Source organism: Aeromonas sp. 602658 (assembly GCF_049173005.1).
Classification (GTDB): Bacteria; Pseudomonadota; Gammaproteobacteria; order Enterobacterales; family Aeromonadaceae; genus Aeromonas; species Aeromonas veronii_A.
This window is the reverse complement of sequence record NZ_JAAKRF010000008.1, coordinates 90,189-105,941: the sequence shown is the minus strand read 5'-3', so window position 1 is coordinate 105,941 and position 15,753 is coordinate 90,189. Positions and strand designations below refer to the sequence as shown.

Genomic DNA, 15,753 nt, shown 5'->3' with positions numbered 1-15,753 from the left:
CCAACTTTTGTTATTCCTGTCCGTTTCTGGCTAGTCACGGCCCCCGCGCCCCCTTACTCTCTTGCCATCTATTCCAGCAAAGCCGCCAACACCATGAATGCAAAGCCCAGCCCAGAGTCGTCACCGGATGAGGTGATCAACACCCTCAGCCGCGAACAGTGTCACGCCGCACGGCTCGCCCGCGACGCTCGCTTCGATGGCCGCTTCTTTACCGGCGTGCTCTCGACCGGCATCTACTGCCGGCCGGTCTGCCCGGCACGGCCACCGCACGAGCACAATGTGCGCTACTTCCAAAGCGCCGCGGCCGCCGAGCAGTATGGGCTGCGCCCCTGCCTGCGCTGCCGCCCCGAGCTGGCCCCCGCCGCCCGTGGCGATCTGCCGGTTGAACTGGCTCGTCTGCTGGCACGCATCGATCGCGGCGAGCTGGCGGAGGGCTCGCTCGCCAAACTGGCCACTGAGGCCGGGATCAGCGAACGCACCCTGCGCCGCCAGTTCGAGCAGCACCTCGGCGCCTCACCAAAACAGGTGGAGCAGACGCGCCGCCTGCTGCTCGCGAAACAACTACTGACCGAGACCCGGCTCCCCATCACAGATATCGCGTTTGCCGCCGGTTTTGCCAGCATCCGCCGCTTCAATGACGCCTGGCTGAACGCCTACGGACTGGCCCCGCGCTCCCTGCGCCAACAAGAGGGTCATGCGCCAGAGCACATGAGCACGCAGCCCCGCGGCGCAACCCTGACGCTGCAACTGCCCTACCGCCCCCCGTATGACGTAGCGGCCATGCTGGCGTTCTACCGGCTGCGGGCAATCCCGGGGCTAGAGCGGGTAGATGGTGAGGTGTATGAGCGGCGCTACCGGGTCGGCGATCAGGTCGCGCTGGTGCGCATCGCGCAGGGCAAGGGGCATAGCCTGCAGCTCACCGTCCATGATCTGCCGCTCGCGGCGCTGCCCGATCTGCTCTATCGGGTGCGCAGGATGTGGGATCTCGATGCCGATATGCAGCGGATCGGCGATCAGCTCGGTCAGGAACCGCTGCTCGCCCGCTTGCAGGCGCGCTGGCCCGGCGTGCGACTGCCGGGTGGCTGGGACGAGTACGAGGTGATGCTGCGCGCCATCGTCGGCCAGCAGGTGTCGGTCAAGGGGGCCATCACCATACTCGGGCGGCTGGTAGCCCGTACCGAGGCGCAATTCGGGGTGGCGCAACTACCGACCCCCGCCCAGTTGTGCGAACTCGATCTCGACGGCATCGGCATGCCTGGCAGCCGCATTCGTACCCTGCGTGGAGTGGCGAAGGCGCTGGCCAGCGGCGAGCTGACCCTCACGACAGCCAGTGACGAACAGTTGCTGGCGCTGCCGGGCATAGGCCCCTGGACGGTCGCTTACTGGCGGCTGCGTTGCGGGCTGGATACCGATGCCTTCCCCGCCTCCGATCTGGTACTGCAAAAGGCACTCGGCGGCGGCACCAAACTACCGGTGAAAGAGGTGTTAACCCAAAGTGCAACGTGGCAGCCGTGGCGCAGCTATGCGGCCAGCTGGCTGTGGCATGCCATGAGTGAAGCGCCCGATTTGCTGCGCCATGCCACCAGCAATGAACAACAGCCAGATACCCAACAACAGGAGATAACCCCATGATCCGCTACGATATCCTGCCGACCCGCTGCGGCGATCTGTTGGTCGCCATCAATGAATCCGGTCTGGTGCACGTGGACTTTGTGGCGGGCCTGAGGGCACTGCCCGATATGAGTGGCTGGCAGCAAGATCACGAAGCGCTGGCTCCCTTCCTCGCCGAATTTGGCGCCTATTTTGCCGGTCGCTTGCAGCGCTTCTCCCTGCCCCTTGCAGCCCGTGGTACCGCCTTTCAGCAGGCGGTATGGCAAGCATTGTGCGACATCCCATACGGCGAGACCCGCAGCTACAGCGACATCGCTCGCACCATCGGCAAACCCGATGCGGTGCGGGCAGTGGGCGCGGCGAACGGCCGCAATCCACTCTCGATCATCGTCCCCTGCCATCGGGTGATCGGCCAAAACGGCAGCCTGACCGGCTATGCGGGGGGATTGGAGATTAAAAAAGCGCTGCTGGCGCTGGAGAGGGGCAATTAAAGGGAGGTGGGCGATTAAAGGAGTCTGAGTAGAGCGCCTGCGATAAAAAATTGCCCCTTTCCTGACTGAGAAAGGGGCTGTTTGATCAGCGTTTCAGGCTGCCCATCACATGCATTTCACAGCGGTTACAGTCAAAACGCAGGCGGAAGGTGTCTTTACCCATCTTGAGTTCCAGCGGCTCGGCCTTGAGACCGGGTACCTCGTTCGGACAGAGGTTCTGGCTATAGCGGATGCAATGCTTGGTGATCATCAGCACCACTTCCCGCTCCTCCTTGTTCGCCTCATAGGCGGGAGCAATCCGCTCCACCCCATGTTCGCGGAAGAACTGCTCGGCCGCGCTGTTCAGCACATTGCCAAGGTAGGAGAGACGGTGCTGGGGATAGCTGACATCGCGCAGGGCAATGCGCCGCTCCGGGCGCTGGTAGCTGGCCACGCGTGCGGCCTCCAGCGCGGCGATACCATCCCGGCGCAAGCCGTTGAGCTTTGATGCGGCGATAAATAGCGGGTGAGTGAATGCCAACTCAATCTTGCGCGCCACAAACAGGGTATTGCCGAGTTTGCCAAGTTGATCCCGCGCCTGCTGCAACGCCCGCTCCGGGTTGTCGGCAGGCTGTTTGTCGCAAGGCAAGACCACTGCGGCACTGATGCCCTGCTCGTCGGTGAGCGTGAGGATCACGCCCTCATCGCACTCTGCCAGCACCATATCGACCCGGATGCGGCGATCCGCGCTCGCCTTCTCCAGCATCTTGCTGAACGCCTGATCGTGGTTGCGGTAGATTTCGGTGCCCACCTTCAACCCCGGCATACGCTCTGACAGGAGTAACTGCTTACCTTCGACCTTGTTGAGACGCATCCCCACCAGCTCGTTGTTCGGCTTGAAGAAGCCCAGACCATCCCCGTTGTTGAGGGTGACCTGTTTGCCGTCAATCTCGATACCGTCACGGGTCACCTTGGTGACACGCCCCAGCGGTTCGCCCACATATTTTGGGCTTTTGGTGGAATCGATCCCCTGCTTGCGGCCATGGAGGAAATAATCGGTGCTGCCGCGGTTGAAGCTCTTCTTGGGGTCAGGCGTGAAGCTGTAGCTGCAACGACCCGCCGAGGCTGCGACCAGATCGGAGCGACTATCGAGAATGGCGTCCAGCTTCTGGCGATACCAGGCAGTAACGTTTTTGACGTAGTCGAGCCCCTTGAGGCGCCCTTCAATCTTGAAGGAGCGGATCCCCGCCTCGATCAAGGCCTCCAGGTTGTCGGTCTGATCCATATCCTTGAGCGACAGCAGGTGGCTGTCGGCCACCAGCACTTCACCGTCCGGCTTTTGCAACGAGCAGGGCAAGCGACAGAGCTGGGCACACTCGCCACGGTTGGCACTGCGGCCGGTACGGGCATGGCTGATATTGCACTGGCCGCTGTAGGAGACACAGAGCGCGCCGTGGATAAAGAACTCCAGCTGCACATTGGTCACCGCACTGATCTCGCGGATCTGCGCAAGAGACAGTTCGCGCGCCAGCACCACCTGAGAGAAACCCACATCCTGCAGAAACTTCACCTTCTCCGGCGTGCGGTTGTCGGTCTGGGTACTGGCATGGAGCGCGATGGGAGGCAAATCCAGCGCCAGCAGTCCCATATCCTGCACGATGAGCGCATCGGCACCGGCTTCGTAGATCTGGTGGGTCAGCCGCCGGGCCTGCTCCAGCTCGTGATCGTGCAGCAGGGTGTTGAAGGCGACAAAGACCTGGGCGCCGAAACGGTGGGCGTGGCGCGCCAGCGCCTCGATATCCTCGATGGAGTTGCCCGCCGCACTGCGGGCGCCAAAGGCCGGCCCCCCCATGTAGACGGCATCGGCACCATGGTTGATGGCTTCGATGCCGTAGGCGAGGTTCTTGGCCGGAGCCAGCAGCTCCAACCGGTTGTTGTGGCTTAACGGGTGCTTGTTCTGGTGCATGGTCTCGGGATCAGGGCGGACAGCAAATGGCCGCTACTCTAGCCCATTCACCACCCGCGTGCCTTGATCCCGCTTAAGGTATCTGCGAAATACAGGATTAGATAACCACCTTGAGTGCCAGTCCCAGCAGCACCAGGCCGCTCACCTTATCGATCACAAAGGATTTGGCTTTAAGCCACGCCAGCACCGGCCCGCGCGAGAGCACCAGTGCCACCAGCACGTACCAGACGGCATCGATCCCGCCAGCGGTGAGCATCATGATGCCCCCTTCGCTCCAGCCGGTATCGGCCCGCACAAACTGGCTGAACAGGGCGATGAAGAAGACCGCCAGCTGGGGATTGAGGAAGGCCACCATAAAACCTTCAAAGGCCCCTTGCCGACCGCGCAACTGGTGCACCTCTTCACTCGCTTCACCACTGGCTGGTTTTGCCAGCAGGGCTTTCACCCCGAGCCAGGCGAGAAACGCAGCACCGCCGTAGCGGATCAGATCAAACAGGATCGGGGTCTGGGTGATCAGGATCGAGAGGCCAAGCGCGGTAACCAGCGCATAGATACCAACCCCGAGGCCGTGGCCAAGCGCGGTGGCGACGCCATGCCCCTGCCCGCCCTGCACAGTGTTGCGGATGATCAGTGCCAGGCTCGGCCCCGGGCTGATGGCGCCCATCACGCAGATTGCGGCCAGTGCCAGCCAACTCGTCAGTTCCATGCTTTTCCTCTTTTGCGCTCGATATAATGACCTGCACTCAGGGTACGGGCTGAGCCATTATGCCAGTAGTGAAAGTTATGAATAGAACCCATAACCCATGGCTATAGCGCCACACAACTGACCGGGGCTAACCACCGAGATCGAGCTGCTTGCGACTCTCGCCAACGGTGCGTTGCAGGTGATCCCGCAGGAAGGGGTAGGCCAGCTCGCGAAACCAGCGGTGGGCCGGATCCTGATGGTGGCGCTGATGCCACAGCAGATGATACTGCTGGTCGCGGGTAGCAAAGGGCAGATCGACAAAGGTGAGCTCATGGCCGCAGGAAAGCTGCCAGGCGATATGAGCCGGAGTGGTCATCAGGCAATCGGTGCGCAACAACACCTCCACCGCAGCCTGAAAGAAGGGAACTCTGGCAAACCAGCGCCGACTCAGTCCCTGCGGCGCCAATACCTGCTCCACCGGGCTGTCCTTGTCGCCACCGCCGCTCACCTGCAGGTGAGGCCAGGCGAGATAGTCATCGAGACTCAGCGCCTTGCCTGCCAGCGGATGGTGACATCCCATCAACACCGCCAGCCGATCTTCCCCCTGATGCAGACCGCGGATCTGATCCGGCACCTGTTCGGTGATGGTGGAGACCAGATCAAGCTCCGACTGCCACAGTTGCGGCAGCTGACGTTTGTCCCAAAGGCTGTACTCCAGCGCCGCCAACGGCGCCTCTTTGGCGAGTGCAGCACAGATGTCCGGCAGGATATGCTGGGCCACATAATCAGAAGAGGCGAGCCGAAACACCCGCTCGCAGCGGCTCGGGTCAAATCCGGGCGCCTCGTAGAGTCGCTCCAGCGCACCGAGAGAATCCGCCAGCTGGGCGGCCAACAGTTCGGCCCGTGGCGTCAGCAGCCAGCGTTGCCCCTCCCGCACCAGCAACTCGTCATCAAACTCGCTGCGCAGTTGAGCAAGCTGCTTGCTGATAGAGGGCTGACTCAGGTGCAACAGCTCGGCGGCGCGACTGATATTGCGGGTCTCCAGCAGCACCTTGAGGGTCGGCAACAAGTTGAGATTGGCTCTGAGCAAGGAGATACCCTCATCGGTGGTGAAACGCCTATCTTAGGGCAGAGGAGTCCCGCGTTTTAAGCAAAATTTCCAGCCATGTTCCGCACGTTGCAGCCCTTTGCGACCAGATGGCACAGCTGAGCCCCCTGCACATAACCATGACCACAAGATGACAGTGGTTGTCTCGTACGGCATAATTGCACGATTTTCCGCCCGCGGGCGATCCACTTGAGAAGCGGTAACAAGATGAAATACGCCAATATCACCGGCTGGGGCAAATGCCTGCCTCCCTCCGTGCTGACCAACGACGACCTCAGCACCATCATGGATACATCAGACGAGTGGATCTATCCGCGCACCGGCATCAAGGCCCGCCGGATCTCCCACGTCAGCACCTCGGATCTCGCCACCCTGGCCGGTCGCCGCGCACTGGCTTGCGCCGGTCTGGAAGCCAGCGATCTCGATGGCATCATCTTGGCCACCGCCACCCCGGACAACCTGCTGCCAAGCGCAGCCTCTGCAGTGCAGAAGAAGCTTGGCGCCGTCAACGCCGCCGTTTTTGACCTCAATGCGGCCTGCACCGGTTTCGTCTACTCCCTCTCCGTCGCTACCTCGCTGGTGCAGACTGGCATGATGAAGAAGGTGCTGGTGATTGGCGCCGAGCGCCTCACCTACCTGCTGGACTGGGCACGCCGCGATACCGCCGTACTGTTTGGCGATGGTGCCGGTGCCGTGGTGATAGAGGCAAGCGAGCAGGAGTGTGGCCTGATCGCCAACAAGCTGGGTTGCGACAGCGAAGCGCGGGAGATCCTGCATGTACCGAACTTCGGTACCGACCGGGTGCGTTTTGCCGATATCGATGGCCTGTTCACCTTCAACTTCGAAGGACCGGAGATCTTCAAACGTGCTGTGCGCGGCATGGGTGAGGCCACCAGCACTGTGCTGGCGCAGGCAGGTATTGCGCCGGAGCAGATCGACCTGATCGTCCCCCATCAGGCCAATATCCGCATCATCGAGACCCTCGCCAAGCGGATGAATGCGCCGATGGAGAAGGTGATGGTCAACATCGAAAACTACGGCAACACCTCCGCCGCTACCGTGCCCATCGCCCTGTGCGAAGCGCTGGAGCAGGGCCGTGTCCAGCCAAACTCCTATCTGCTGACCGCCGCTTTCGGTGCCGGCCTGACCTGGGGGGCCGCCATCATCAAGTGGGGCGATCGTGTTACCCCTATCAACAAGTGCGAGGCCGAGCTGCCACCCTGCGACCAGAGCGCACTGGAACTGATTGCTCACGCCGTCGAAGGGTGTCAGAAGGCCCACGCCAACGAGGCCTGATCCTTATCAGGAGCCTGAATCCTCAGGCTCCTTTCTCCCACCCCGTTCTCCCTCCCCCTTCGCGATACTTTTCTAACCTGACCTCTTGATGCTCCGGCAATGCCCACCACATCCTGAGCAGAGAGCCAACTTCGGCGTGATGAGCCTCAGCGCATAAAAAAGTCCGGCGCCCCAAAGGGCGCCGGACTTTTTTATGCAACCGGAGAATCCGGTTCAGGAGGACAGATTACTCTGCGGCAGGCGCTTCGGCAGCAACCGGAGCATCAGCAGCCGGGGCTGCATCAGTCGGAGCGTTCGCTTCCTTGATGGAGAGACGTACGCGGCCCTGACGGTCCACTTCCAGTACCTTCACCTTGACCACGTCACCTATGGTCAGGTGGTCAGCCACGTTCTGCACGCGAGCGTCGGTGATCTGGGAGATGTGTACCAGACCATCTTTGCCCGGCAGAATGTTGACGAATGCACCGAAATCGGCCAGACGAACAACCTTACCTTCATAGATGCGGTTCACTTCGATCTCGGCGGTGATAGCCTCGATGCGACGGATCGCTTCCATGGCGGCTTCGTTGGCCACGGCGGAGATACGTACAGTACCGTCATCATCCAGCTCGATGTTGGTGCCGGTCTCTTCGGTCAGCGCACGGATCACGGACCCCCCCTTACCGATCACGTCCTTGATCTTCTCAGGATTGATCTTGATGGTGTGGATACGCGGTGCAAAATCGGAGATCTGGGCACGGGGAGCCTGGATAGCTTCGTCCATCACTTTCAGGATGTGCAGACGAGCGCCACGAGCTTGCTTCAGAGCAATCTCCATGATCTCTTTGGTGATGCCTTCGATCTTGATGTCCATCTGCAGCGCGGTCACACCTTCGGTGGTACCGGCTACTTTGAAGTCCATGTCGCCCAGGTGATCTTCGTCACCCAAGATGTCGGACAGCACGACGAAACCTTCTTCTTCCTTCACCAGACCCATGGCGATACCGGCAACGGAGGCCTTGATCGGCACACCGGCATCCATCAGCGCCAGAGAGGAACCACAGACAGACGCCATGGAGGAGGAGCCGTTGGATTCGGTGATTTCAGACACCACGCGCACCACGTACGGGAACTCGGCGGCGCTCGGCATCACGGCAGCAACGCCGCGCTTGGCCAGACGGCCGTGACCGATTTCACGACGCTTCGGGCTACCCATCATGCCGGTCTCACCGACACAGTATGGCGGGAAGTTGTAGTGCAGCATGAAGCGATCGGCACGGTTGCCGGTCAGCTCGTCGATGTTCTGGGCGTCACGCTCGGTACCCAGAGTGGCGACCACGATGGCCTGAGTTTCACCACGAGTGAACAGGGCAGAGCCGTGAGCACGGGGCAGAATACCGGTACCTACGCTCAGGGCGCGGATCATTTCCGGATCGCGACCATCGATACGCGGCTCACCACGTACTACGCGACCACGAACGATGCGGCTTTCCAGGCTGTGGAACTCTTCGCCGATCTTCTTGGCATCTTCTTCCACGCCGGAAGCGATAACTTGCTCAACCACACGACCCTTGATGGCTGCGATGGTTTCGTAACGAACTGCCTTCTCGGTGATGCGGTAGGCTTCACCCAGTTCGGCGCTCGCCAGCTCGGCAACCTTGGCTTTCAGAGCTTCGTTGACGGCAGGCGGAGTCCAGTCCCACGGCTTGGTGCCGACGGCAGCTGCAAACTCGTTAATCGCATTGATCACGGTCTGCATCTGCTCGTGACCGTATACCACGGCGCCCAGCATGACTTCTTCGGAAAGGATGGCCGCTTCGGACTCAACCATCAGCACGGCATTGGCAGTACCGGCAACCACCAGATCCAGATCGCTCTGCGGCAGTTCGGTGGTGGTCGGGTTCAGCACATACTGACCGTTCATGTAACCCACGCGAGCAGCACCGATCGGGCCGCCAAACGGGATACCGGAGATGGCCAGTGCAGCAGAGGCACCGATCATGGCAACGATGTCGGGGGATACGGCCGGATTCACGGACATTACGGTCGCAACGACCTGAACCTCATTGAGGAAGCCTTCCGGGAACAGCGGACGAATAGGACGGTCGATCAGACGGGAGATGAGGGTCTCGCCTTCGCTCGGACGGCCTTCACGACGGAAGAAACCACCCGGGATACGACCAGCAGCATAGGTACGCTCCTGGTAGTTGACGGTCAGCGGGAAGAAATCACGGCCGTGATCGGCCTCTTTCTTGCCGACTACGGTCACAAATACGCAGGTATCGTCCATGCTGACCATAACGGCCGCAGTGGCTTGACGGGCCATCACACCGGTTTCCAGAGTGACGGTGTGTTGACCGTACTGGAATGACTTTACAATAGGATTCACGTGAATTTCCTTTTTACAATTTGGCTCTTTAAATTCGCGCACAAGTATACTTGATTCGATGCAAAAGGTAAGCGGCGACGCGAATTCTGTGAGGCAGACAACGGCTTGAAGAGCAATAAAAAAGGGGAACCTGACGGTTCCCCTTTTTCGCGAAATCTGATGGTCGATTAACGACGCAGACCCAGCTTGGCGATCAGAGCTGCATAACGCTCGGAATCTTTACGCTTCAGGTAGTCCAGCAGCTTACGACGCTGGGAAACCATGCGCAGCAGACCGCGACGACCGTGGTGGTCCTTGGAGTGCTCTTTGAAGTGACCTTGCAGATGGTTGATCTGGGCAGTCAGCAGGGCAACTTGCACTTCGGGGGAACCGGTGTCGTTGGCGCAACGAGCGTTGTCAGCAACGATTTGAGCTTTGATCTCAGCATTTAGAGACATGGTAATACTCCAGTAGAGTGTTTAAAGGTTCACAGCCAATCTCTAATTCAGCCGTGAAATGAGGGCGGTATCATAATCGCCCCCGCCCCTTTTCGCAACGATAAAGAGGCGAAACGGGAAAGACGCGCTGATACCGCCTGAGGATCACTCCTCGTCGTGATAACGCACCAGTCGCTTGGGAGCGACGCGGCCATCATCATCAATCTCGCCAACCCCGATGAACTCGCGCTCCGGGCCGACCGTCATGCGAACCTGACCGCTTTGCGGCGCACCTGCCACCTGCACGGCCTGGCCCTGATTCACATAGGCAGCCACAACCGCCAGCATGTTCACCTCGGGCAAGCTTGCCACGGCGGTATCCATCGGCAGCAGCAGCGGATCCAGCTGCTCGCGCGGCGGGATACTCTCGGCCTTGGCCTGCTCGAAGATGCACTCGAGTTGCTCCAGGGTCAGCATACGCTCGTACGGATAGCTGGCCACCTGGGTACGGCGCAACTGGGTCACGTGGGCGCCACAACCCAGCACTTCACCCAGATCATCCACCAGAGAGCGGATGTAGGTGCCCTTGCTGCAGTGCACTTCAAGGCGAACTTCATCACCTTCAAAGCTCAGCAGTTTGAGCTCGAATACGGTGATGGGACGGGCTTCACGCTCAATCTCGATGCCTTCGCGGGCATATTCGTAGAGCGGACGGCCGTTGTGCTTGAGCGCGGAGTACATGGAGGGCACCTGCATGATGGGACCGCGGAACTGGTCCAGCGCCTCGATCAGGGTACCGACAGCCACGTTCACCGGACGGGTGGAGACCACCTCACCGTCGGAGTCGCTGGTGTTGGTGCGCTCGCCCAGTTTGGCGGTCACCTCATAGCGCTTGTCCGCTTCCAGCAGATACTGGGAGAACTTGGTGGCCTCGCCGAGGCAGATCGGCAGCATGCCGGTCGCCAGCGGATCCAGTGCGCCGGTGTGACCGGCCTTGGCGGCGTTGTAGATACGCTTGACCTTCTGCAACACATCGTTGGAGGTCAGGCCGGTCGGCTTGTCCAGCAGCAGAATGCCGTGCACATCACGGCCCTTGAAACGACGTCTTCGGGTCATCTCAGGCTTTATCCTCAGTCGTGTCATCCGGTGCTGATTCAGCTTCTTCGTCACGGCCGGATTCGGCCATGCGACGCTTGTCTTCACGCACAGTGTTGGTCACCAGGTTGGAGAGACGCATCCCTTCGACCAGGGTCTGGTCGTAGTAGAAACGCAGCTCGGGCACCACGCGCAGACGCATGGCACTGCCCAGCAGACTACGGATATATCCGGCTGCTTCGGTCAGACCCTGCAAGCCTTCCTTGATGCGCTCGGCATCATTTTCCAGCTGCAAGAAGGTGACGTAAATCTTGGCATAGTTGAGGTCACGGGACACTTCCACATCGGAAACAGTCACCATGCCGATGCGCGGGTCTTTCACCTCGCGCTGCAGGATCAGCGCGATTTCACGCTGGATCTGCTGTCCGACCCGACGGGTCCGGCTGAATTCTCTGGCCATATTCTATCCTGCGATAAAAGGGGGCCGCGGCCCCCTATTTTGTCTAACTCTCGGCTTACAGAGTCCGTTGGATTTCAACAGTCTCGTAAACTTCGATCTGGTCGCCTTCGCGCACGTCGTTGTAGTTCTTGACCGCGATACCACACTCGTAGCCGTTGCGAACTTCGTTGACGTCATCCTTGAAGCGGCGCAGGGATTCCAGCTCGCCTTCATAGATAACCACGTTGTCACGCAGAACGCGGATACGGTTGGAACGCTTGACCACACCTTCGGTAACCATACAGCCGGCAACAGCGCCGAACTTCGGAGACTTGAAGACGCTACGCACTTCAGCCAGACCGATGATCTCCTGACGATACTCAGGGGCCAGCTTGCCGCTCATGGCCTGCTTCACTTCGTCGATCAGGTCATAGATGACGGAGTAGTAACGCAGATCCAGGCTCTCGGATTCGATGACCTTGCGCGCAGATGCGTCGGCACGGACGTTGAAACCAACCAGGATGGCGCTGGAAGCAGCAGCCAGGGTCGCGTCGGTTTCGGTGATACCACCTACGCCGGAACCCACGATCTTCACCTTCACTTCGTCGGTGGAGAGTTTGACCAGCGCATCGCAGATCGCTTCCACAGAACCTTGTACGTCGGCCTTGATCACCACGTTCACTTCGGACACTTCGCCCTCGGTCATGTTGGCGAACATGTTTTCCAGCTTGGCCTTCTGCTGGCGAGCCAGCTTGACTTCGCGGAACTTGCCCTGACGATAGAGCGCCACTTCACGGGCTTTCTTCTCGTCACGGACAACGGTGGCTTCGTCACCGGCAGAGGGTACGCCGGACAGACCCAGGATTTCCACCGGCAGGGACGGACCCGCTTCCTTGATCTCGCGACCCAGTTCGTCACGCATGGCGCGAACACGGCCGTACTCGAGACCACACAGAACGATGTCGCCCTGACGCAGAGTACCTTCTTGTACCAGTACGGTAGCAACCGGACCACGACCTTTATCCAGGAAGGATTCGATCACGACGCCGTTGGCCATGCCATCAACCACCGCTTTCAGCTCCAGTACTTCAGCCTGGATCAGGATGGCTTCCAACAGGTCGTCGATGCCTTCGCCAGACTTGGCGGATACGTGCACGAACTGGCAGTCTCCACCCCAATCTTCGGACATGACGTTGTAACGGGCCAGTTCGGTCTTGACGCGATCCGGATCCGCTTCCGGCTTGTCGATCTTGTTGACCGCAACAACCAGCGGTACACCGGCAGCCTTGGCGTGCTGGATAGCTTCGATGGTTTGCGGCATCACGCCGTCGTCAGCTGCAACAACCAGAACAACGATATCGGTCGCCTTGGCACCACGAGCACGCATGGAGGTAAACGCCGCGTGACCCGGAGTATCCAGGAAGGTGATCATGCCACTGTCAGTCTGGACGTGGTAAGCACCGATATGCTGGGTAATACCACCGGCTTCGCCAGCAGCAACCTTGGCTTTACGAATGTAGTCGAGCAGCGAGGTCTTACCATGGTCAACGTGACCCATGATGGTCACGACCGGTGCGCGCGGCTTGGCTTCGGAGGTCTCGTCACGATCGGACAGTACCGCCTCTTCCAGCTCGTTCTCACGACGCAGCACAACCTTGTGACCCATCTCCTCGGCGACCAGCTGAGCGGTCTCCTGGTCGATCACCTGGTTGATGGTGGCCATGGCACCCATCTTCATCATCACCTTGATGACTTCAACGCCCTTGACGGCCATCTTGTTGGCCAGCTCGGCCACAGTGATGGTCTCGCCGATGACGACGTCGCGGTTCACCACGGCAGCCGGCTTGTTGAAGCCGTGCTTCATGGCGTTCGGCATGGCGACCTTGCCGCGCTTGCCTTTGCGGGCACGCGGGTTGCGAGAGTCGCGATCATCTTCACGACGACCGGCTTTCTTCGGTGCCTTGGCAGCTGCGGCAGTGCGGCGGCTGGTCTCTTCTTTCCGATCCAACTCGTCTTCTGCGGCTTGCGCATGCTTGTTGGTGGTCAGATGGTAGTCGCTGCTCTCTTTGGCGCGAGCGGCCTCTTCTTCAGCCCAGCGGGCTGCGTTCTGTTCCGCCATGAGACGAGCCTCTTCGGCTTTCTTCGCGGCGAGTTCTTCAGCTTTTTTCAAAGCTGTTTGTTCCTGTTGGCGCTTCAGTTCTTCTGCTTCGCGCTTGGCCATCTTTTCTGCCTCTTGCTGAGCTGTGCTACTGGCTGCTTTGGCGGGCTGTGAAGCCTGTCGAGCCTTTGATTGTGCCTCGATCCGCGCCTTTTCCTCAGCTTCACGACGAGCTTGCTCAGCCTCACGGCGAGCCTTCTCTTCAGCTTCGAGACGAGCCTTCTCTTCGGCCTCGCGACGAGCTTTTTCTTCTGCTTCCAAACGCGCTGTTTCCTCGGCTTCCGCCTGACGCTGTTCATCTTCCAGCGCCGAGCGTCTTACATAGGTGCGAGACTTGCGCACTTCTACCTGCACTTCCTTGTTCTTGCCGCCAGTACCCTGAACACTGATGGTGCTCTTGGTCTTGCGCTGCAAGGTCATGCGGGCAGGAGCGGCGACCTCGTCACCTCCATGCTGTTTCTTCAGGTGTGCCAGCAGAGCCTGTTTCTCAGACTCGCTGACCATGTCGTCGGCCTTGCTCTTGCTGATACCGGCATCGACAAACTGCTGGAGAAGACGATCAACCGGTGTGTCGATGTCAGTGGCAAGTTGTTTGACTGATACTTCTGCCATTCATTTTCCTCCGTTTGATCTTACTCGGACTGCTCTTCTCCGAACCAACAGATATTGCGAGCAGCCATAATGAGCTCACCTGCCTTCTCGGCAGTCAGCCCTTCAATATCAGCAAGGTCATCGATACCTTGCTCAGCCAAATCTTCCAGGGTGCCCACGCCACGGCCCGCCAGAGCGTAAGCCAGTTCGCGGCTCAGACCGTTCAGATTGAGCAGCTCTTCGGACGGCTCGACGCCATCGAAAGACTCTTCTTTGGCCAGTGCCTTGGTAGTCAGGGCATCTTTGGCGCGCTTGCGCAGCTCTTCGACCATGTCTTCATCCAGACCGTCGATAGCCAGCAGCTCGTTGACCGGTACAAAGGCGATCTCTTCCAGGGTAGAGAAGCCCTCTTCCATCAGCAGACCGGCGAAATCGTCATCGATATCCAGGGTGCTGGTGAACAGGTTCATGATGCGGTCGTTCTCGGCCTGGTGCTTGGCACGCATGTCCTCAACGGTCATCACGTTCAGCTCCCAACCGGTCAGCTGGGAGGCCAGACGCACGTTCTGACCATTGCGACCGATGGCCTGGGCCAGGTTGGCAGCTTCCACGGCGATATCCATGGTGTGGTTGTCTTCATCAACGATGATGGAGGCCACATCGGCAGGAGCCATGGCATTGATCACGTACTGGGCCGGGTTGTCATCGTACAGCACGATGTCTGCACGCTCACCGCTCAGCTCTGCGGAGACAGCTTGCACACGGGCACCACGCATACCGATACAGGCACCGATCGGGTCGATACGACGATCGTTGGTCTTCACCGCGATCTTGGCGCGGGAACCCGGGTCACGGGCAGCGCCCATGATTTCGATCATCTCTTCGCCGATCTCCGGTACTTCGATACGGAACAGCTCTTTCAGGAAGTCCGGGCTGGAACGGCTGACAAACAGCTGGGAACCACGGGCTTCTGGACGTACTGCGTAGAGCAGGCCACGGACACGGTCGCCCGGGCGGAAGGTTTCACGCGGCAGCATGTCATCACGGAAGATCACGGCTTCAGCATTGCTGCCCAGATCCAGAATGACGTTGTCGCGGTTGCTCTTCTTGACGACACCACTGATGATGGTGCCTTCTTTATCTTTAAACTGATCAACTACTTGTGAACGCTCCGCTTCGCGCACTTTCTGCACGATAACCTGCTTGGCGGTCTGGGTAGTAATACGGTCGAAGGTGACAGAATCAATCTGGTCTTCAACATATTCACCGACCTGGATATCCGGCTGATCAATCTGAGCAGCTTCCAGGGTAATCTCGGCGTAAGGGTTCTCCATCGCGGCTTGATCTGCGATTACCAGCCAGCGACGATAGGTGTCGTAGTCACCGGTCTTGCGATCGATTTCGACCCGAACTTCAATCTCGCCTTCATATTTCTTCTTGGTCGCAGTCGCCAGCGCGGTTTCCAGAGCCTGGAAGATCTTCTCGCGGGGTACCGCTTTCTCGTTGGATACTGCGTCAACGACCAGCAAAATCTCTTTATTCATATCCGA

At 59.7% G+C, this 15,753-nt stretch carries 12 protein-coding genes; 3 read left to right on the top strand and 9 right to left on the bottom strand.

The annotated features are described in order from the left end of the window. Positions 1–93 precede the first annotated feature (93 nt). Together G5253_RS09005 and G5253_RS09000 are read left to right on the top strand one after the other, a co-directional pair. On the top strand, positions 94–1,632 hold the full coding sequence (locus G5253_RS09005) for an AlkA N-terminal domain-containing protein (protein ID WP_266134161.1): 1,539 nt from the start codon (positions 94–96) through the stop codon (positions 1,630–1,632). Beyond that, complete coding sequence (locus tag G5253_RS09000) at positions 1,629–2,102, top strand: methylated-DNA--[protein]-cysteine S-methyltransferase (RefSeq protein ID WP_266134162.1); 474 nt, start codon at positions 1,629–1,631, stop codon at positions 2,100–2,102. The genes G5253_RS09005 and G5253_RS09000 overlap by 4 nt, the downstream gene beginning before the upstream one ends. An 85-nt stretch (positions 2,103–2,187) precedes the next feature. On the opposite strand, the gene G5253_RS08995 is transcribed toward G5253_RS09000, so the two are convergent. From G5253_RS08995 to G5253_RS08985, 3 genes are all read right to left on the bottom strand, one after another. Then, positions 2,188–4,047 carry a peptidase U32 family protein gene (locus G5253_RS08995; RefSeq protein ID WP_266134163.1) on the bottom strand — a complete coding sequence of 620 codons (1,860 nt, stop codon included), beginning with the start codon at positions 4,045–4,047 and terminating at the stop codon, positions 2,188–2,190. Positions 4,048–4,144: 97 nt separating this feature from the next. After that, a complete protein-coding gene (locus G5253_RS08990) occupies positions 4,145–4,753 on the bottom strand; it encodes a LysE family translocator (protein ID WP_041207998.1) in 609 nt (202 codons plus the stop codon). 127 nt (positions 4,754–4,880) lie between these two features. Continuing rightward, positions 4,881–5,822, bottom strand: coding sequence for a LysR family transcriptional regulator (locus G5253_RS08985; RefSeq protein ID WP_266134164.1), 942 nt, complete (start codon positions 5,820–5,822; stop codon positions 4,881–4,883). Between the two features lie 225 nt (positions 5,823–6,047). Between G5253_RS08985 and G5253_RS08980 the strand changes: the two genes are divergently transcribed. After that, positions 6,048–7,136 (top strand): ketoacyl-ACP synthase III, encoded by a 1,089-nt coding sequence (locus G5253_RS08980; protein ID WP_266134165.1) that lies wholly within the window; start codon positions 6,048–6,050, stop codon positions 7,134–7,136. 226 nt (positions 7,137–7,362) lie between these two features. On the opposite strand, the gene pnp is transcribed toward G5253_RS08980, so the two are convergent. The 6 genes from pnp to nusA form a co-directional block, all read right to left on the bottom strand. Continuing rightward, positions 7,363–9,504 carry a polyribonucleotide nucleotidyltransferase gene (gene pnp / locus G5253_RS08975; protein WP_266134166.1) on the bottom strand — a complete coding sequence of 714 codons (2,142 nt, stop codon included), beginning with the start codon at positions 9,502–9,504 and terminating at the stop codon, positions 7,363–7,365. Between the two features lie 167 nt (positions 9,505–9,671). Next, a complete protein-coding gene (rpsO, locus tag G5253_RS08970; RefSeq protein ID WP_005338797.1) occupies positions 9,672–9,941 on the bottom strand; it encodes a 30S ribosomal protein S15 in 270 nt (89 codons plus the stop codon). Between the two features lie 144 nt (positions 9,942–10,085). Next, positions 10,086–11,036 carry a tRNA pseudouridine(55) synthase TruB gene (truB, locus tag G5253_RS08965; RefSeq protein WP_005338798.1) on the bottom strand — a complete coding sequence of 317 codons (951 nt, stop codon included), beginning with the start codon at positions 11,034–11,036 and terminating at the stop codon, positions 10,086–10,088. Between the two features lies 1 nt (position 11,037). Then, entirely contained in the window at positions 11,038–11,475 is a 438-nt protein-coding gene (gene rbfA / locus G5253_RS08960; protein ID WP_005338799.1) for a 30S ribosome-binding factor RbfA, read from the bottom strand. A 55-nt stretch (positions 11,476–11,530) separates the two neighbouring features. After that, positions 11,531–14,224 carry a translation initiation factor IF-2 gene (gene infB, locus G5253_RS08955; protein WP_005338806.1) on the bottom strand — a complete coding sequence of 898 codons (2,694 nt, stop codon included), beginning with the start codon at positions 14,222–14,224 and terminating at the stop codon, positions 11,531–11,533. A gap of 20 nt (positions 14,225–14,244) precedes the next feature. Next, a complete protein-coding gene (gene nusA / locus G5253_RS08950) occupies positions 14,245–15,747 on the bottom strand; it encodes a transcription termination factor NusA (protein WP_227341268.1) in 1,503 nt (500 codons plus the stop codon). Between the last annotated feature and the right edge of the window lie 6 nt (positions 15,748–15,753).